The 17,757-nt window shown below is 61.8% G+C and carries 15 protein-coding genes and 1 pseudogene; 13 read left to right on the top strand and 3 right to left on the bottom strand.

The window, feature by feature from the left end; translation table 11 throughout:
- Positions 1-94: 94 nt before the first annotated feature.
- Positions 95-1,372 carry a 4-aminobutyrate--2-oxoglutarate transaminase gene (gene gabT / locus BLQ55_RS28460; RefSeq protein ID WP_092204970.1) on the top strand — a complete coding sequence of 426 codons (1,278 nt, stop codon included), beginning with the start codon at positions 95-97 and terminating at the stop codon, positions 1,370-1,372.
- Positions 1,373-1,517: 145 nt separating this feature from the next.
- Entirely contained in the window at positions 1,518-2,735 is a 1,218-nt protein-coding gene (locus BLQ55_RS28455) for an HDOD domain-containing protein (RefSeq protein ID WP_092204969.1), read from the top strand.
- Between the two features lie 198 nt (positions 2,736-2,933).
- On the opposite strand, the gene BLQ55_RS28450 is transcribed toward BLQ55_RS28455, so the two are convergent.
- Both BLQ55_RS28450 and desA read right to left on the bottom strand, forming a co-directional pair.
- Complete coding sequence (locus BLQ55_RS28450) at positions 2,934-3,923, bottom strand: GGDEF domain-containing protein (protein ID WP_092204968.1); 990 nt, start codon at positions 3,921-3,923, stop codon at positions 2,934-2,936.
- Positions 3,924-4,251: 328 nt separating this feature from the next.
- On the bottom strand, positions 4,252-5,436 hold the full coding sequence (gene desA, locus BLQ55_RS28445) for a delta-9 fatty acid desaturase DesA (protein ID WP_092176300.1): 1,185 nt from the start codon (positions 5,434-5,436) through the stop codon (positions 4,252-4,254).
- A gap of 144 nt (positions 5,437-5,580) precedes the next feature.
- On the opposite strand from desA, the gene dibA reads away from it, so the two are divergent.
- The 9 genes from dibA to BLQ55_RS28400 all read left to right on the top strand — a co-directional run bounded on the left by dibA (position 5,581) and on the right by BLQ55_RS28400 (position 16,222).
- Positions 5,581-7,488, top strand: coding sequence for a phosphodiesterase DibA (gene dibA, locus BLQ55_RS28440; protein WP_092258802.1), 1,908 nt, complete (start codon positions 5,581-5,583; stop codon positions 7,486-7,488).
- A 192-nt stretch (positions 7,489-7,680) separates the two neighbouring features.
- Positions 7,681-7,863, top strand: coding sequence for a sulfur starvation response protein OscA (gene oscA / locus BLQ55_RS28435; RefSeq protein WP_003186967.1), 183 nt, complete (start codon positions 7,681-7,683; stop codon positions 7,861-7,863).
- 136 nt (positions 7,864-7,999) lie between these two features.
- The gene (locus tag BLQ55_RS28430; protein WP_060739763.1) at positions 8,000-9,013 is read left to right on the top strand and encodes a sulfate ABC transporter substrate-binding protein; all 1,014 of its coding nucleotides are present in this window, start codon (positions 8,000-8,002) and stop codon (positions 9,011-9,013) included.
- Positions 9,014-9,161: 148 nt separating this feature from the next.
- Positions 9,162-9,980: a sulfate ABC transporter permease subunit CysT gene (gene cysT / locus BLQ55_RS28425; protein ID WP_003186964.1), complete on the top strand. Its 819-nt coding sequence runs from the start codon at positions 9,162-9,164 to the stop codon at positions 9,978-9,980.
- 12 nt (positions 9,981-9,992) lie between these two features.
- Entirely contained in the window at positions 9,993-10,862 is an 870-nt protein-coding gene (gene cysW / locus BLQ55_RS28420) for a sulfate ABC transporter permease subunit CysW (RefSeq protein ID WP_024618577.1), read from the top strand.
- A gap of 3 nt (positions 10,863-10,865) precedes the next feature.
- Complete coding sequence (locus tag BLQ55_RS28415; RefSeq protein ID WP_092204966.1) at positions 10,866-11,855, top strand: sulfate/molybdate ABC transporter ATP-binding protein; 990 nt, start codon at positions 10,866-10,868, stop codon at positions 11,853-11,855.
- Positions 11,856-12,136: 281 nt separating this feature from the next.
- Entirely contained in the window at positions 12,137-13,504 is a 1,368-nt protein-coding gene (locus BLQ55_RS28410; RefSeq protein ID WP_092258799.1) for a cytochrome C, read from the top strand.
- Complete coding sequence (locus tag BLQ55_RS28405; RefSeq protein WP_092204964.1) at positions 13,494-14,003, top strand: sorbitol dehydrogenase; 510 nt, start codon at positions 13,494-13,496, stop codon at positions 14,001-14,003. Before BLQ55_RS28410 ends, BLQ55_RS28405 begins: the two co-directional genes overlap by 11 nt.
- The gene (locus BLQ55_RS28400; protein ID WP_092258797.1) at positions 14,000-16,222 is read left to right on the top strand and encodes a GMC oxidoreductase; all 2,223 of its coding nucleotides are present in this window, start codon (positions 14,000-14,002) and stop codon (positions 16,220-16,222) included. The genes BLQ55_RS28405 and BLQ55_RS28400 overlap by 4 nt, the downstream gene beginning before the upstream one ends.
- A gap of 130 nt (positions 16,223-16,352) precedes the next feature.
- On the opposite strand, the gene BLQ55_RS28395 is transcribed toward BLQ55_RS28400, so the two are convergent.
- Positions 16,353-16,877 carry an Mpo1 family 2-hydroxy fatty acid dioxygenase gene (locus BLQ55_RS28395; RefSeq protein WP_092204962.1) on the bottom strand — a complete coding sequence of 175 codons (525 nt, stop codon included), beginning with the start codon at positions 16,875-16,877 and terminating at the stop codon, positions 16,353-16,355.
- Between the two features lie 87 nt (positions 16,878-16,964).
- On the opposite strand from BLQ55_RS28395, the gene BLQ55_RS28390 reads away from it, so the two are divergent.
- The gene (locus tag BLQ55_RS28390) at positions 16,965-17,651 is read left to right on the top strand and encodes a Crp/Fnr family transcriptional regulator (RefSeq protein ID WP_092258794.1); all 687 of its coding nucleotides are present in this window, start codon (positions 16,965-16,967) and stop codon (positions 17,649-17,651) included.
- Between the two features lie 6 nt (positions 17,652-17,657).
- Positions 17,658-17,747 (top strand): annotated as a pseudogene (locus BLQ55_RS33010) (metal ABC transporter ATP-binding protein); the annotation flags it as partial.
- Positions 17,748-17,757 lie beyond the last annotated feature (10 nt).

Below are 17,757 nucleotides of genomic sequence, written 5' to 3'. Positions count from 1 at the left end.
GCGGCAGTCGATCATCGCATGCTGTCGCCGTTGTCTCCCCGCCATGTATTCCTTGAACTACGCCGACCGATGAGCGGCGAATGAGGACATTTTAATGAGCAAGACCAACGCAGACCTGATGGCCCGCCGCACCGCCGCTGTTCCACGCGGCGTCGGCCAGATTCACCCGATCTTTGCCGAGTCGGCGAAGAACGCCACGGTGACCGACGTTGAAGGTCGTGAATTCATCGACTTCGCTGGCGGTATCGCCGTGCTGAACACCGGTCACGTGCACCCGAAAATCATCGCCGCCGTGACCGCGCAGTTGAACAAGTTGACCCACACCTGCTTCCAGGTCCTGGCCTACGAGCCGTACGTGGAACTGTGCGAAAAAATCAACGCCAAGGTCCCGGGTGATTTCGCCAAGAAAACCCTGCTGGTCACCACCGGTTCCGAGGCGGTGGAAAACGCCGTGAAAATCGCCCGCGCCGCCACGGGTCGTGCCGGTGTGATCGCTTTCACCGGCGCGTACCACGGTCGCACCATGATGACCCTGGGCCTGACCGGTAAAGTCGTACCGTACTCGGCTGGCATGGGCCTGATGCCCGGCGGTATCTTCCGTGCGCTGTACCCGAACGAGCTGCACGGCGTGAGCATCGACGATTCCATCGCCAGCATCGAGCGCATCTTCAAGAACGACGCCGAGCCCCGTGACATCGCCGCCATCATCATCGAGCCGGTGCAGGGCGAGGGTGGTTTCTACGTTGCGCCCAAGGCATTCATGCAGCGCCTGCGCGCCCTGTGCGACCAGCACGGCATCTTGCTGATCGCTGACGAAGTGCAGACCGGTGCCGGCCGTACCGGCACCTTCTTCGCCATGGAACAGATGGGCGTTGCCGCCGACCTGACCACCTTCGCCAAATCCATCGCTGGCGGCTTCCCGTTGGCCGGTGTGTGCGGCAAGGCCGAGTACATGGATGCCATCGCCCCAGGTGGCCTGGGCGGCACCTACGCCGGTAGCCCGATCGCTTGCGCGGCGGCGCTGGCGGTGATGGACGTGTTTGAAGAAGAACACCTGCTGGATCGCTGCAAGGCTGTGGGCGAGCGTCTGGTCACGGGCCTCAAGGCCATCCAGAAAAAGTATCCGGTCATCGGTGAGGTACGTGCCCTGGGCGCGATGATCGCCGTGGAACTGTTCGAAAACGGCGACACCCACAAGCCGAACGCAGCGGCAGTGGCCCAGGTGGTGGCCAAGGCACGTGACAAGGGCCTGATCCTGCTGTCCTGCGGCACCTACGGCAACGTTCTGCGGGTGCTGGTGCCGCTGACCTCGCCGGACGAGCAACTGGACAAAGGCCTGGCGATCATCGAAGAGTGCTTCTCCGAGCTCTGATCCGGCGAACGCCGACTGTGCACTGATCCACAAAAAACCCGCTTCGGCGGGTTTTTTCATATCCGCGGGCATATCCCGCAGGTTTGAGCTGTCTGGAACGGCCTTCATTGTCTAAGGTGCATGTATGGCAAGGGAGCGATGCTGCATGACTGCTGTGGTTTTACCCGCTGTACCCCGTGTGTTGATCGCCGAGGCCGACCCGGCGTCCCGGGAGATGCTTGAGCAAGTGCTGTCGGGCGTGCGCTGCGATGCCCGAGTGGACACCTGCGGCGAGGGGCAACAGGCCCTGGATTTGCTGGCGCATAACGCGTACGACCTGGTCATCGCCGATTGGGAGCTGCCGGGTGTCGATGGCCTGACGATCCTGCGTGGTCTTCGTCAACAGCATCGAGCTACGCCGTTACCGTTCATTCTGATGAGTCGGCGTAACGACAGCGCCAGTGTGCGTGAGGTCGTTCCACTGGCGCCGACGGCGTATTTGACCAAGCCGTTGAACCGGGAAAGCCTGACCCTGCGTTTGCAAGGGTTGCTGTTGAGTGGCACTGAAGAAACCGTCGGCGATGTGCCAGTCCCCGGCCCGGGGCTGACCCTGGTAGCCTTTCTGGAACGACGGCGTGATCTGTCCGAAGGCGCACCGCTGATGACCGATGTGCAGGTGGCGGTCAAGCGCTGCCTCAACCCCACGGGCCTGGATCTGAAACTGCTGGAAGAAGAGATCCGCACCGACCCGCAAATCACTGGGGTGCTGATTGCGGCGGCCAATAGCGCTGCCCAGCATCAGGGTGGCGGTCCGGTGCAGACGGTGGCCCAGGCGCTGCACCAGCTCGGCACCGGGCAGAGCATGAACCTGATCCTCGGCCTGACCCTCAAGCGCTGCGCCCGGCTCACCGTTCCCTGTCTGGCGGACTATGCCAAGCGCTACTGGGAATTGTCGCTACACACCGCCGAGTACGCCCGGATCCTGGCACGGTTGCTGGATCTGGAACAGGAGCGTTGTTACTGCGCGGGGCTGTTGCATCGCCTGGGCGATCTGGCGCTGCTGCGTTGCCTGGAGGAATGGACGCAGGCGGGGGGCGAACTGGATGAGTTGGAGGAAGTCGGGAACGCCCTCGATCAATACGGCGCCGGCTTCGGCTCGGCGCTGCGCACTCGCTGGCGCCTGCCGCTGGAGTTGCGTGAGTTGATCGCGGCGGCCTATAGCCTGGGTGGCGGGGTTTATTCCCGCGAGGCGCTGGTGATGAACATGGCGGCGCAGATGGCCCATCTGACCGAGCATGAAGGGCTTGAGGAACTGGCCCGGGGGCGCACGGCGCGGTTGCTGAAGATCGGGTTGCCGGAACTGATGCGGTTGCGCCGCAAGTAGCACCGCCGCCTGACCCCTGTGGGAGCGAGCTTGCTCGCGCTCGGCTCTGTAGGAGCTGGCGAAGCCTGCGATCTCTTGATCTTTCACTTGAGACTCAAGTGTCTGGGGAAAGATCGCAGCCTCGCTCCGCTCGACAGCTCCTACCGCGCGGCCCAGCGGGAGCAAGCATGACTGGGTTCAACTGCGCTGCGATTGGCGTCAAGCCGCGATGATGCGGTTCTTCCCCCTGCGCTTGGCTTCGTACATGGCCGCGTCGGCGCGGGAGAACAGGCTGTCGAGGGACGGGTCTTCGGGGGTAATGGCGGTCAGGCCCTGGCTGACAGTAATGCCGAAGGTCTGTTCGCCGCAGCGGAACATCAGGCGCTGGATTTCCCGTTGCAACCGCTCGGCCACTTGCAATGCCATGTCGGGGGGGCAGCCAGGGAACACCGCAGCGAACTCTTCGCCACCGATCCGCCCGAACAGGTCGCCGCGTCGGAGCACGGACCGGCCGCTTTCGGCGATCTTCTGCAACACGGTATCGCCTTCCTGATGACCGTAGGTGTCGTTGATCACCTTGAAGTCATCGATGTCCAGCAACAGGAACGCCATGGGCGTCCCTTGTAGCCGCGCCTGCTCGAACTCTCGGTGGGCGCATTCGAAAAAGTGCCGGCGATTGCTGCTCTGGGTCAGCACATCGGTGGTTGCCAATCGCTGCAGCTCACTTTCCAAGAGCTTCTTTTCGGTGATGTCCTCGGCGATGCCGACCACGATCACCGGTTGCCCTGGCTCGGCCTGGCGGTTGATGAAGCATTTGTCGCTCAGCCAGCGAACCTGGCCATCGCCGGCGATGATGCGGTATTCACGGTCTTCGACGGCCCCCTTGACCAGGACTTCGGCCAGGCTGCGTTCGGCGTACTCCAGGTCGTCGGGATAAATTGCGTCGCGCCATTCGTTGTAGTCAGCCAGGACCAGGCCGGCGGGGCGGCCGAAGATCCGTTCGTAGGCGGGGCTGACATACAGCACTTGCCGGGTTTCCCAGTTGAACGCCCACAACACGGCATTGACGCTGACCAGCAGCGAGCTGAACAGTTGCTCACGTTCGCTCAGGCGCGCCACTTCGCCTTGGGCGTGCATCAGCGCCATGAGCGTCTGGGCCGCCTCGGGCCAATGAGGTAGGGCGTAATCCTGTAGGTTCTTGTCGACCATCGGCACAAATCTCAAAGAACGTGCACTGCTGTTGTTTTGCACGCACTTTTCTCCAAATCCCGCCTGGATGGCGAAGTGCTCTTTGAGATAGGGGATTCGGGACGAAGTTCCTTTTCAGGCGACGAAGGGCGGGGCGGTGATACAAGTAGGAGCTGCCGCAGGCTGCGATCGTTTGATCTTGAGCTTTTGCTTTGGACTCAATGGGCAGGGGAAAGATCGCAGCCTCGTTGCACTCGTCAGCTCCTACGGCCCGGCCCGGCGGGATAATTTCTCATCACAGGGGCGCGTTGGAAAGAAAAGCCCCACCTGATGGCAGGGCTGGTCGGTGTCAGGCCGTGGCAGGCCGTAGCGAGTAGGTCTTGAGCTGATCGGCGAAGTCCCGCAGGGACTGGATGCCGCTGGCCTCGGCTTCGTGGACCCATTCCTTGATGGCCGCGAGCATGTCATGGCCGTTGCTGCTGGTCTTGACCCAGATCTGCTGCAAGGCCAGGCGTTTCTCGTAGATGACCTTCAGTGCCTGGCTGTGTTCGAGCATGTTCTGGATTCGCACGTGGTGACGGTCATCCAGCAGGCTGGTTTCCCGCGACAGCAGCCGTTTGGCCCGGTGGAACTGGTGACGCACCGAGTGATCGACCTTTTCCAGTTCCTGCTTGACCAGCGGCGCGATGACCAGCCGGCGGTACTGCGCCATGATCTGGAAGCGGTTGTTGAGGATCGCCATGGCCGTGTCCATGTCCAGGTGGCCCTTGCCTTCGACCCGGTGGGCGATCGGCGCAACGCGCTGGACCTTGGCCAGGCGCAGGAAACTGAACACCCGGATCCAGGCCCAGCCCAGGTCGAACTCCCATTTGCGTACCGACAGCTTGGCCGAGTTGGGGTAGGTGTGGTGGTTGTTGTGCAGTTCTTCGCCGCCGATCAGGATGCCCCAGGGCACCAGGTTGGTCGCCGCGTCGCGGCATTCGAAGTTGCGGTAGCCCACGGCATGGCCCAGGCCGTTGACCACGCCAGCGGCCCAGACGGGAATCCACATCATCTGGATGGCCCAGATGGTGATGCCGATGGTGCCGAACAGCAGCAGGTCGATGACGCCCATGATCGCCACGCCCAGCAGCGGGAAGCGGCTGTAGAGGTTGCGCTCGATCCAGTCGTCGGGGCAGTTCTTGCCGTAGATGCGCAGGGTTTCCGGGTTTTCCGCTTCGGCGCGATACAGCTCGGCGCCTTTGCGCAGCACGGTGGACAAGCCCTTGATGACCGGACTGTGAGGGTCATCCTCGGTTTCGCACTTGGCGTGATGCTTGCGGTGGATGGCGGTCCACTCGCGGGTGTTCTGCGCCGTGGTCAGCCACAGCCAGAAACGGAAGAAATGTTTGAGACCAGCGTTGAGCTCCAGAGAGCGATGTGCCGAATAACGGTGCAGATAGACCGTGACGGCAATGATCGTGACGTGGGTCATCAGCAGGGTGACTGCCACCAGTGACCAGGCCGACAAGCCAAGAAAACCTTCGTACCACATAGGCTGTAGGGCCCTCGATAAAGATAGAAACCGCCGTTGCATTATCACCAGCCCCACGGATAAAACCAGTCGGCCTTTCAGATAAGAGTGGCTGAATGTTTCTTCCTCTATAATCCACCTCTTTGTAAGGACATGGATGGCCGAATGCCTGCCTATCAACTCAGTGCCATGCGCGTAGCGCTGCTTTACCTCGTACTGTCAGTCGTCTGGCTGCAGCTGATTGGTTATTTATTGAGCAGTTTCTTCGATCAATTCGCTGACAGGCAGCGCTGGCTCCTGATCAACGGGTATGCCTGGATCCTGTTCAGCGCCGGGCTGATCTTCCTGGCCCGGGCGCGGATCTCGCGGTTTTTCGCCAAGGGCGAGCACGGTGCCGATCGCGAGCGCCTGCGCCAGGCCGCCGCCGTCTTCGATTGCACCCGCGAAGGGGTGTTGGTGACCGACCGCAACGGCCTGATCGTGCATGTGAACCGGGCTTTCATGGCGATCACCGGTTATGCCCGGGACGAAGTGCTGGGCCAGCGACCCAATCTGTTCAAGTCCGGTCGCCATGGACCGGATTTCTATCGCGAAATGTTTGGCGCCCTGGTCAGCCTGGGCGAGTGGAGCGGCGAGATCTGGAATCGGCGTAAAAGTGGTGAAATCTACCCGCAATGGCAGACGATCCGCGTCATTCACGATGACAACGGCCAAGTCAGCCATTATGTCGCGGTGTTTTCGGACATCAGCGCCATCAAGGATTCCGAGCACGAACTGGCCTATCTGGCCCATCACGACCCGCTGACAGGCTTGCCCAACCGCCTGCTGTTTTCCGATCGCACCGAGCAGGCCCTGGCGTCGGCGCAGTTGCACAAGCGTGGCTGTGCCTTGTTACTGGTGGACCTGGATCATTTCAAGAACATCAATGACAGCCTCGGCCACAATGTCGGCGACGAGTTGCTCAAGGGCGTGGCCGAGCGATTTCGCGGGCTGTTTGCCCCGGGCGTGACCCTGGCCCGGCTGGGGGGCGACGAGTTTGCGGTGCTGGTGGAAAACTGTTCCCAGCCTGGCCAGGCCGCGGCGTTGGCCCGACGCATCCTCGACGCCTTGAAAGAACCGCTGCGGTTCGATGAGCACGCGTTGTTCATCAACGCCAGCATCGGCATCAGCCTGTTTCCCGGCGATGCCCTGAACGCCGGGCAGTTGTTGCGCAATGCCGATTCGGCGTTGTTCAAGGCCAAGAGCGCCGGACGCGACGGCTACGCCCTGTATACCGAAGAACTCACCGCCCATGCGCAGCAACGGGTCGAAATTGCCTTCGAACTGCGTCGCGCGCTGCAGCAGCAGGAGTTGCGAGTTCATTACCAGCCAGTACACGACCTGGCGAGCAGCCGTCTGATCGGTGTCGAGGCGCTGGTGCGCTGGGAGCATCCCACGCGGGGGCTGGTGTCGCCGGCCGAGTTCATTCCCATCGCCGAGCGTACCGGCCTGATTGCCCAGGTCGATGCCTGGGTCATGGACCAGGCCTGTCGGCAGATGTGCCGGTGGCAGCAGGCCGGCGTGGCGTTGTCGTTCGTCGCTGTCAACGTCTCGAGTCGGTTGTTTGCCCATCGCGAGTTGTACGAGCAGGTTGCCCAGGTGTTGCACGACACGGGCCTGGATCCGGCCTGCCTGGAACTGGAAGTGACGGAAAGCGCGGTGATGGAAGACCCGGAGGTGGCGCTGGAGCAGATGCACCGCCTGCGGGAGTTGGGCGTGCGCCTGGCCATCGACGATTTCGGTACGGGCTACTCGTCGCTGCTGCGGCTCAAACGCTTGCCGGTGCAGAAGCTCAAGATCGACCAGGGCTTTGTCGCGGGGTTGCCATGGGATGAGGATGACGCGGCGATCGTCCGGGTGATCATCGCCCTGGCCCACAGCATGGGCATGCAAGTGCATGCCGAGGGCATTGAACAGCGCGAACAGGCGGCCTTTTTGCTTGGACAGGCGTGTGAGCTGGGGCAGGGCTACTGGTTTGGCCGGCCGGTGGCGGCGGCGCAGTTGGATTGGAATTGCGCGCCGGTCATTGCCTGATGACCGGTGGCATCGATGTTGACTGGCACTCGGCTATCGCGCCCGCCGCAGGGCAGTGAAAGCCCAATAACATTTTAGTTATATAAAAATTCTTAAATAGTCTTTTTAAGAATATCCGCACTTATCTAGTATTGCTCCCACGCCGCAAGCAGTGCCGCCCACTGCCAGGCATTCATTCAAAGGAGCAGCAGCATGAGCGCATCTCTACGTAGCGTTGACGGCCAGGACGAAGCAACCATCTTGCGCGAGATCCAGAGCGCGTTGCGCGATCTACGCTTTGGGGCAGTGGAAATCACCGTGCACAACGCCCAGGTGGTCCAGATCGAACGCAAGGAAAAGTTCCGGCTGCAGCAACCGAGCCATAAACCGTCTTGAAAACCAAAAGATCGCAGCCTTCGGCAGCTCCTACGGGGGGCTAGGTGTAGGCGCTGCCGAAGACTGCGATCTTTTTCCACAAGCCTAACGAATTTCCAGAAGCCATAAGAAAACCAGAATTCCAGGAGCTTTCACCATGTCGTCCATTCGTCGTTATGCCCTGGCCGCGCTGGCCAGTGCTGTTTTTGCAGGTTCCGCCGTCGCCAAGGATTACGAGCTGCTCAACGTGTCCTACGACCCGACGCGCGAGCTTTACCAGGATTACAACGCCGAATTCGTCAATTTCTGGAAGAAAGCGCATCCGGACGACAGCGTGAAGATCCAGCAGTCCCACGGTGGTTCGGGCAAGCAAGGCCGGGCGGTGATCGACGGTCTGCGGGCCGACGTGGTGACCCTGGCCCTGGCCGGCGACATCGATGAAATCGCCAAGCTGGGCAAGTCCCTGCCAGCGGACTGGCAGACACGCCTGCCGGATGCCAGCACGCCTTACACGTCCACCATCGTGTTTCTGGTGCGCAAGGGCAACCCCAAGGGCATCAAGGATTGGGGCGACCTGATCAAGAACGACGTGTCGGTCATCACCCCGAACCCGAAGACCTCCGGCGGTGCGCGCTGGAACTTCCTCGCCGCCTGGGCCTACGGCCTGAAGGCCAATGGGGGTGACGAAGCCAAGGCCAAGGAATACGTGCAGGCGTTGTTCAAGCACGTGCCGATCCTTGATACCGGTGCCCGTGGCTCGACCATTACCTTCGTCAACAACGGTCAGGGCGACGTGTTGCTGGCCTGGGAAAACGAGGCCTTCCTGGCGCTCAAGGAAGACGGTGGCGCCGACAAGTTCGACATCGTCGTGCCGTCGCTGTCGATCCTCGCCGAGCCGCCGGTGGCGGTGGTGGACAAGAACGCCGAGAAAAAGGGCAATGCCGAGATCGCCGAGGCGTACCTCAAGCACCTGTACAGCCCGGCCGGCCAGGAAATCGCCGCGAAAAACTACTATCGCCCGCGTGACAAGGACGTGGCCGCCAAGTACGCCCGGCAATTTCCAAAGGTGGAGCTGGTGACCATCGACAAGGACTTCGGCGGCTGGAAAACTGCCCAACCGAAATTCTTCAACGATGGCGGCGTGTTCGACCAGATCTATCAGGCGCAGTAAGCTGCGGCTTGTCTTAGTGTCTGCCAGTTAAGCCACAAACCTGTGGGAGCGAGCTTGCTCGCGATGGCGTCGGTTCAGTTTGCATTGATGTTGACTGATGCACCGCTATCGCGAGCAAGCTCGCTCCCACAGTAAACCAAGGACTTCTATGTCGCGTCGCATATCCCCCGTCATACCCGGCTTCGGGCTGACGCTGGGCTACACCCTGGTGTACCTCAGTCTGATTGTGCTCATACCCCTGGCGGCGATGTTCGTGCATGCCGCCCAACTCACCTGGGAACAGTTCTGGGCGATCATCTCGGCGCCGCGGGTGCTGGCGGCCTTGAAACTCAGTTTCGGTACCGCGCTGTACGCCGCGGTCATCAACGGCGTGATCGGCACGCTGCTGGCCTGGGTGCTGGTGCGCTACACCTTCCCCGGCCGCAAGATCATCGACGCGATGATCGACCTGCCGTTCGCCCTGCCCACCGCCGTGGCCGGTATCGCCTTGACGGCGTTGTACGCGCCGACCGGCCTGGTGGGCCAGTTCGCCACCGACCTGGGCTTCAAGATCGCCTACACCCCGTTGGGCATCACCCTGGCGCTGACCTTCGTGACGTTGCCGTTCGTGGTGCGCACGGTGCAGCCGGTGCTGGCCGATATTCCCCGTGAAGTGGAAGAAGCCGCCGCCTGCCTGGGTGCCAAGCCGTGGCAGGTGTTCCGCCACATCCTGGTGCCGGCGTTGTTGCCGGCCTGGTTGACCGGCTTCGCCCTGGCCTTTGCCCGTGGCGTGGGCGAGTACGGTTCGGTGATTTTCATCGCCGGCAACATGCCGATGAAAACCGAGATCCTGCCGCTGTTGATCATGGTCAAGCTCGACCAATACGACTACACCGGCGCCACCTCCATCGGCGTGCTGATGCTGGTGGTTTCCTTCGTCCTGTTGCTGCTGATCAACCTGCTGCAGCGGCGCATCGAAACCCCATAAGGAGGCGCGAACATGTCCCAATCGTCTATTTCCGCAGCCTCCACCAATGCCGCCCGTCGCGGCAGTGCGACGTCGCGGCGCGTGCTGATCGGCCTCGGCTGGCTGATTTTCGCGCTGTTTTTGTTGTTGCCGCTGTTCATCGTGGTGTCCCAGGGCCTGAAGCTCGGGTTGGGGGCGTTCTTCACCGCGATCTTCGAACCCGACGCGCTGTCGGCGTTGAAGCTCACGGTGATCGCCGTGCTGATCTCGGTGCCGCTGAACCTGGTGTTCGGCGTCAGTGCCGCGTGGTGCGTGAGCAAGTATTCGTTCCGTGGCAAGAGCATGCTGGTGACGCTGATCGACCTGCCGTTCTCGGTGTCGCCGGTGATCGCGGGCCTGGTCTACGTGTTGATGTTCGGCGCCCAGGGCCTGTTCGGGCCGTGGCTGTCGGATCACGACATCCAGATCGTGTTCGCGCTGCCGGGCATCGTCCTGGCGACCATCTTCGTCACGGTGCCGTTCGTGGCCCGTGAGCTGATCCCGCTGATGCAGGAACAAGGCACCCAGGAAGAAGAGGCCGCGCGCCTGCTGGGCGCCAATGGCTGGCAGATGTTCTGGCATGTCACCGTGCCGAACATCAAGTGGGGCCTGATCTATGGCGTGGTGCTGTGTACCGCCCGGGCCATGGGCGAGTTCGGCGCGGTGTCGGTGGTGTCCGGGCACATTCGCGGGGTGACCAACACCCTGCCGCTGCACGTCGAGATCCTCTACAACGAATACAACCACGTGGCCGCGTTCGCTGTGGCGAGCCTGTTGCTGATCCTGGCGCTCTTCATCCTGCTGCTCAAGCAGTGGAGCGAAAACCGAATCAACCGCCTGCGCGCCAGCGCCGCGGAGGAATAAGTCATGTCGATCGAAGTCCGTAACGTCAGCAAGAATTTCAACGCCTTCAGGGCCCTGGACGAGATCAGCCTGGACATCCAGAGCGGTGAGCTGGTGGCGCTGCTCGGCCCGTCGGGCTGTGGCAAGACCACCTTGCTGCGAATCATCGCGGGTCTTGAAACGCCGGACCAAGGCAGCATCGTGTTCCACGGCGAGGACGTGTCCGGCCACGACGTGCGGGATCGCAACGTCGGTTTCGTGTTCCAGCACTACGCCTTGTTCCGCCACATGACGGTGTTCGACAACGTCGCCTTCGGCCTGCGCATGAAGCCCAAGAACCAGCGCCCGAACGAAAGCCAGATCGCGACCAAGGTCCACGAACTGCTGAACATGGTGCAACTGGACTGGCTCGCCGACCGCTACCCGGAGCAGCTGTCCGGCGGCCAGCGTCAGCGGATCGCCCTGGCCCGCGCCCTGGCTGTGGAACCCAAGGTACTGTTGCTGGACGAACCGTTCGGCGCCCTCGACGCCAAGGTCCGCAAGGAACTGCGTCGCTGGCTGGCGCGCCTGCACGAGGACATCAACCTGACCTCGGTGTTCGTGACCCACGACCAGGAAGAAGCCATGGAAGTCGCCGACCGGATCGTGGTGATGAACAAGGGCGTGATCGAGCAGATCGGCTCGCCGGGCGATGTCTATGAAAACCCGGCCAGTGATTTTGTGTACCACTTCCTCGGCGACTCGAACCGCCTGCACTTGGGGGAGGACCGGCACGTGCTGTTCCGCCCTCACGAAGTCTCGCTGTCGCGCTCGGAGCTGGAAGACCACCACGCCGCCGAAGTGCGCGACATTCGCCCGCTTGGCGCGACCACTCGGGTGACGTTGAAGGTGGAAGGCCAGAGCGAACTGATCGAGGCGGAAGTGGTGAAGGACCATGACAGCCTGGTGGGCCTGGCGAAGGGCGAGACGCTGTTCTTCAAGCCGAAGGTCTGGCAGAAGGTTTCCAACCTCTAAAAGCATCGCGAGCAAGCTCGCTCCCACAGTAGAACTTCAGTGAACACACTATTTGTGTACCTATGGAGATCCATTGTGGGAGCGAGCTTGCTCGCGATGGCGTCCTCACTGCCCCCGATCAAAATCTGAATAACTCTACCCAGCCTTGCTTCGATTGGTTCTACGCTAACGCCTTTTTCCCGCCAAAACCCTACCTAGACTCTGACATGCCAGGAGGCAAGTGAGAGTCCAACGACGGACCGGTGTTATCTCCTGGCGCCCTGATGCCAAGGAGATGAAGTATGAGAATGGAAGTCAGTCGGCATGGCCCGTTTGGCTATGCATTGTTAGGCGTCTTGCTGGTCCCGGCCGCCAGCGCCGCCCCTTCGTTATCGCCGCAGATACCCTTCGATGTCACGGTGACCCAACCGGTTTCACTGCCCAGCCTGCAAGCCGATTTCGATGACCTGTCATGGCAGACCTTCATCGCCCTGAACTGGCCGGCGCTGGACAACGGTCATCCGGATACCGGCACCTCCATTGGCAAGCAGGATGGCGCCACGGTGTGGGAAAGCTGGAAGGAGAGTTACCAGATCTTCCGGGCCAAGGGCCAGGCGCCGCTGCCCTGGAACGCATCGGCGACTCTTCCTGAAGCGTGCAAGTCGCTCAAGCCAGGTCGCCTGCTCCAGCAGATGGGCAAGGTTCCCGATGTGCTGGATGAGTTTATCCAACCCTTCGAGAGCGGCCCGCTGGTGGACCAGAACGGTACCTACACGCGCAACGAAATCGTGGTCAACCAATCGATGTTCGACGGCATCGTCGACAACGGTCTGTACAGCATTGAAGGCCAGCAGAAATTCTTCGCCGCCAACCCGAACAACACCGTGGCGTTCAGCTGTGGTTCCACCCAGACCAAACAGGTCGGCGCGGTGATGGTGAAGGCATCGTGGAAAGTGCTGGGCCCCAACGACAACCGCCAGGATTTCCATACCGTCGATGCACTGGTCTACACCCCGGGCAACAACGACCCGAGCCATGGGCCGATCGTCGCGGAGTCATGCGTGTCCGAGCCGGTCGGGTTGGTGGGGTTGCATATGGTCCATAAGACCGACAGTGCGGCGCAATGGGTCTGGTCAACCTTCGAACATGTGAAAAACGTGCCGGAAAAAACCACGCCTGTGGCCCAGCGCACGGGGCCTTATCTGTTCTACAACGCGGCCAGCAAAAGTGACATCAACCAGCCGCCGCCACGACCGTGGAACCCGGCAGTCAAGGCGACACCCTCGCAGATCGTGCGGGAAGTGCCGCTGACCGAAGCCACCAAAACCCTCAATACCACCTATCAAACGCTGTTGCGTACGGTGAACAAGCAGAGTGTCTGGGCGAACTATCAACTGATCAGTACCCAGTGGCCGTCAGACCCGCCCAAGAACTGCCAGGTATCGGCCGCCAACCCGCTGGGCAGCCCTGCGCCGTTGTTCCTGGCCAACGCCACGCTGGAAACCTACATCCAGGGCACCGTGCCCCAGGCGTCCTCCAGTTGCATGGCCTGTCACGGCAACGCGGCCACCCATGTCACCGAGTCTGCGCGCACCAGCTTCGCGGATTTCACCTATTTGCTTGAACGTGCACAGTCCACTGGCGGACAAGGAGTCAACCATGAGCAGTGATCTGGACAATTTCGTAGGCCTGTCTTCGGCCCTGACTGGCATTCCCACGGATCGGCTGGCGCCGACGATCGATCAGGTGGGTCTGCCGCCAACTTTTCTCGCGTTCATCACCCCGCGTATCACCCCTGCTGTACTCAACGCCTTGCTGACTCAGTACGCCACGCTGGCGGCGGACAATGTGCCCCCTGACCAGATCGCCCAAGCGGTGCTGATGGACGGATCGCGCCCGGCTGTCACCCAAGCGGCCCAAGCCGCGCGTTCGATCATGAAGCTGTGGTTGTTGGGCGTCTGGTATCAGCCTTATACCGCCGGTGACTACGCATCGACCGATTCGACGGTGGTGTCCGACCAGGCCTACATCCAGAGCTGGGCCTGGAAAATCGCCCAGGCCCATCCCATGGGCTACAGCGAGATGTTTTTCGGCTATTGGAACACCACGCCACCGAGCCTTGAGGACTACACCGGCGTGCCTGCCAACACGCAAGGAGCCTCGTCATGAGTACCGAACAAGCCGAGGTGATCATCGTTGGCGCGGGGCTGGCCGGCAGCATCATCGCTTATCAGTTGGGCATGGCTGGCGTGGATGTGCTGGTGCTCGAATCGGGTCCGGAGATCCCGGCCAACCGTGCGCAATACCTGGAGCGTTTCTACACCGCCACCCTGAAGACCCCGGAGTCGCCCTATCCGCCAGTGTCGACCCTGGACTCGTCGCGTGACCCGAGCAAGGAAAATGCGCCTCGAGCGACCATCGCCGACCTGATTCTTGGCTGGAACAAGCCGAAAACCAGCTACCTGGTGCAGAAGGGCCCGCTGCCTTTCAACAGCACTTATGAACGGGTGGGTGGTGGCACGACCTGGCACTGGGTCGGGACGTGCCTGCGCATGGTGCCGAACGATTTCCGCCTGAGGAGCAAGTACGGCGTCGGGGTGGATTGGCCGATCGGCTACGACGACTTGCAAAGCGCCTATTGCCGGGCGGAGGCGGAAATCGGGGTGTCGGCCAATGTCGCCGACCAGGCCTACCTGGGCATGACCTTTCCCGAGGGCTATTCATTCCCGATGCACAGCATTCCGTTGTCGCTGGTCGATGGCAGTTTTGTCGCGGCCGTGACCGGCAAGAGCTTCGACGGGTTACCGCTGGTGGTCAGTCCGACCCCGGCCGGGCGCAACTCCCAGCCCTACGCCGGGCGCCGGGTGTGTGCCGGCAATACCAACTGCACGCCGATCTGCCCGATCCAGGCCAAGTACGACGCCACCGTGACCCTGAACAAGGCCCTGGCCACCGGCAAGGTCCGGGTCATGTACCGGAGCGTGGCCAGCAAAGTGACCGTGGGCCCGGACAAGCACATCAATGGCGTCGAATTCATTCAATACCAGCTTGGCGAGGGACCGAAGACGGGCACCGGCGTGGCCATCGGGCAACGTTACGTAATCGCGGCCCATGCCATCGAGACCCCTAAATTGCTGCTCAACTCCAAGACCCCGGCCTGGCCCGATGGCGTGGCCAATAGCAGCGGCCAGGTCGGACGCAGCCTGTCCGACCATCCGATTTACCTGGCTTGGGGGCTGATGCCGGAAGGCAAGACGGTGTTTCCGTATCGTGGCCCGGTGTCCACGGCAGGCATCGAGAGCCTGCGTGACGGCGACTTTCGCAGCCAGCGAGCGGCGTGGCGCATCGAAATCGGCAACGAGGGCTGGAACTGGCCGGTGGGCGACCCTTACGTCACCGTGGCCGATTTTATCGATGGCAAGAACAAAAGTTGCACCAACCCGTTGCCATCGAAAGAGAACCCGCCGCAGCCCACTGAAGCGCTTTACGGCACGGCCCTGATTCAACGGCTCAACGACCTGTTCATCCGCCAGTTCCGGATCGGCTTTTTGGTGGAGCAGGTGGAGAAGGATCCCGACAAGGCCAAGAGCTACATCGTGCCCTCGACGGACAAGCTCACGGACGGGCTCGGCATTCTTCGGCCGGAAATCCACTACGACCTGTCCGATTACACCAAGGAAGGTTTCAGGCAGGCGAAGAGATTGGCGAGCCACATCATCCAGAACCTGCTGGGCGCCGTGGAGCTGACGGCACCCATTGGCCAAGGGAAATTCAGGTACAAAGAAGAGGATTACACCTTCCAGGGCGCCGGGCACCTGATGGGCACCTATCGCATGGGCGATGATCCGGCCAAGTCGGTGGTGGACAAGGACCAGCGCAGTTGGGACCACAAGAACCTGTTCCTGGTGGGCGATGGCGTGTTCCCCAGCACCGGCACCTCGAACCCGAGCCTGACGATCGCGGCGCTGTCGTTCCAGGCCGGGGACACTGTGGCCAACGACCTGAAGGCGGTGACGATGCAGGTCCAATCCAACGTCGCCTGGCAGGGCACTGGCGTGCAGGTCAACGGCTTGGTACCGCGCCTGGTCCGCTACGTCAGTGGGCTATGGTGTGCCAGTCCGCAGGGTGGCAATGTCGATGGAAATGGCGGTTCGAGGCACATCGACTACAGCAGCTATGCCTTGCCCGGTGCCGCCGAAGGCGCCTTGATCGGTCGCGTGGGCAACGGTGGCAAGCCCTTCCTGGTGGGGGATCTGGCGCAGGTTCCGGGCAATCAGCAAGGGGAGCTGCAACTGTGCATCAACGATGACCTGACCGGGCAGTACGGGTCTGGCTTGAAAGATAACACCGGCGCGCTGACCATCCGGGTCGAGTTCGGTGCCCTGTAACGCTTGAACGGTAAGGCCTGACGCCTGTGGGAGCGAGCTTGCTCGCGATAGCGGTGGACCAGTCGACACGGATGTGTCTGGCCGAGCGCAATCGCGAGCAAGCTCGCTCCCACAGAGGGGCATGGTTTTTTCACGCCGCCGAACGCTGGTTGCGCAACACCACCGGCCCGACACGCTCTTCGATGGCCCGCTTCAGTTCGCCGCGAAGCCCCAGCAGGAAGCCCGCTTCCACCACCACGAACAACGGCCCGACAATCAGCCCGGTGAGGTCGTCGACGAACGCCGGCTTGCGGCCTTCGTAATAGTGGCCGACGAACTGGATCACCCAGCCCACCACGAACATTCCCAGGCCACTGCCCAGCCATACCCAGGTGCTTTGCGCGGCGAGCACCTGGCCCAGCCATACCGCCAGGCCCAGCAGCACCGTCATCAGCACCCCCAGGCGCAACTCCAGGCGCAGGTAGAACCAGGCACTGGCCACCGCCGCCAGCAGCGCTGGCGACACCAGCACTGTGCCCACTGGCCAGCCGGGACGTGACAGCAGCACGGCGACGGCGACGAAGATCAGCGGAATCCCGATGAAATGACTGGCGATATTGCGCGGGTCTCGGTGATAAGCAGCGTATTGACTGAGATGATCGACGAGGCTTTTCATTGTTGTTCCTCCTGAGGTGATGACTGCATGATGCCCGGGTACCACGAGGCGTTCTGTCAGTTAGCCGACACTTGTCCCGGAGTTTCCATGAATTCGCATCCCTGGCACTCACACCTGATGGCCGGCCACTGGTACAGCCATCTGCCTGATGAGTTACAGAATAGTCTGCTGGACATGGCGCGGGTGCGCCGCCTGCCAGCGGGGCATCGGCTGTTCCAGCGCGGCGATCCACCCTGTGGGCTGTATGCCGTGCTGGAAGGCGCGGTGCGCGTCGGTGCGGTGAACGAACAGGGCAAGGAAGCGTTGCTGAGCGTGGTGGAGGCACCTCACTGGTTCGGTGAAATCTGCCTGTTCGATGGCCAGCCACGGACCCATGATGCGGTCGTGGTGGGTCAAGGTACGCTGCTGCATGTGCCCCAGGCGCCGTTGCTGGCCTTCCTGCAAGCGCAACCGATCTACTGGCGGCATCTGGCATTGTTGATGAGTCACAAACTGCGCCTGACCTTCATCAACCTCGAACACCTGAGCCTGATGCCCGCCCCGGCCCGCGTGGCCCACCGCCTGCTGATGATCGCCGAAGGCTACGGCGAAATCGAACCGCCGCGCCGGGTCTTGCAACTGCCCCAGGAGCAACTGGCGCTGATGCTCTCGCTGTCCCGCCAGACCACCAACCAGATCCTCAAGGACCTGCAAGCCCAGGGCATTCTTCACTTGGGGTATGGCGAGATCGAAATTCTCGACATCGAACGGTTGCGCGGGTTGACCACTATCTGAAACCGACTGAGCCCTGTGGGAGCGAGCTTGCTCGCGAAGGCGACAGGTCAGTCGACATCAATATTGACTGATACACCGCCATCGCGAGCCCAGGCGCAACAAGTTC

It is taken from the genome of Pseudomonas sp. NFACC13-1, from assembly GCF_900104425.1.
Classification (GTDB): Bacteria; Pseudomonadota; Gammaproteobacteria; order Pseudomonadales; family Pseudomonadaceae; genus Aquipseudomonas; species Aquipseudomonas fluorescens_AA.
The sequence above is the reverse complement of the archived record's forward strand: the minus strand, read 5'-3'. Positions and strand labels throughout refer to the sequence as shown.

What these genes read in the sequence shown, in the direction of transcription:
- BLQ55_RS28395 (WP_092204962.1), bottom strand. Translation starts at nt 16,877, where the DNA reads ATGAAAAGCCTCGTCGATCATCTCAGTCAATACGCTGCTTATCACCGA.
- BLQ55_RS28390 (WP_092258794.1), top strand. Translation starts at nt 16,965, where the DNA reads ATGAATTCGCATCCCTGGCACTCACACCTGATGGCCGGCCACTGGTAC.
- cysW (WP_024618577.1), top strand. Translation starts at nt 9,993, where the DNA reads ATGTCCCAATCGTCTATTTCCGCAGCCTCCACCAATGCCGCCCGTCGC.
- gabT (WP_092204970.1), top strand. Translation starts at nt 95, where the DNA reads ATGAGCAAGACCAACGCAGACCTGATGGCCCGCCGCACCGCCGCTGTT.
- desA (WP_092176300.1), bottom strand. Translation starts at nt 5,436, where the DNA reads ATGTGGTACGAAGGTTTTCTTGGCTTGTCGGCCTGGTCACTGGTGGCA.
- BLQ55_RS28450 (WP_092204968.1), bottom strand. Translation starts at nt 3,923, where the DNA reads ATGGTCGACAAGAACCTACAGGATTACGCCCTACCTCATTGGCCCGAG.
- dibA (WP_092258802.1), top strand. Translation starts at nt 5,581, where the DNA reads ATGCCTGCCTATCAACTCAGTGCCATGCGCGTAGCGCTGCTTTACCTC.
- BLQ55_RS28415 (WP_092204966.1), top strand. Translation starts at nt 10,866, where the DNA reads ATGTCGATCGAAGTCCGTAACGTCAGCAAGAATTTCAACGCCTTCAGG.
- oscA (WP_003186967.1), top strand. Translation starts at nt 7,681, where the DNA reads ATGAGCGCATCTCTACGTAGCGTTGACGGCCAGGACGAAGCAACCATC.
- BLQ55_RS28410 (WP_092258799.1), top strand. Translation starts at nt 12,137, where the DNA reads ATGAGAATGGAAGTCAGTCGGCATGGCCCGTTTGGCTATGCATTGTTA.
- BLQ55_RS28430 (WP_060739763.1), top strand. Translation starts at nt 8,000, where the DNA reads ATGTCGTCCATTCGTCGTTATGCCCTGGCCGCGCTGGCCAGTGCTGTT.
- BLQ55_RS28455 (WP_092204969.1), top strand. Translation starts at nt 1,518, where the DNA reads ATGACTGCTGTGGTTTTACCCGCTGTACCCCGTGTGTTGATCGCCGAG.
- cysT (WP_003186964.1), top strand. Translation starts at nt 9,162, where the DNA reads ATGTCGCGTCGCATATCCCCCGTCATACCCGGCTTCGGGCTGACGCTG.
- BLQ55_RS28405 (WP_092204964.1), top strand. Translation starts at nt 13,494, where the DNA reads ATGAGCAGTGATCTGGACAATTTCGTAGGCCTGTCTTCGGCCCTGACT.
- BLQ55_RS28400 (WP_092258797.1), top strand. Translation starts at nt 14,000, where the DNA reads ATGAGTACCGAACAAGCCGAGGTGATCATCGTTGGCGCGGGGCTGGCC.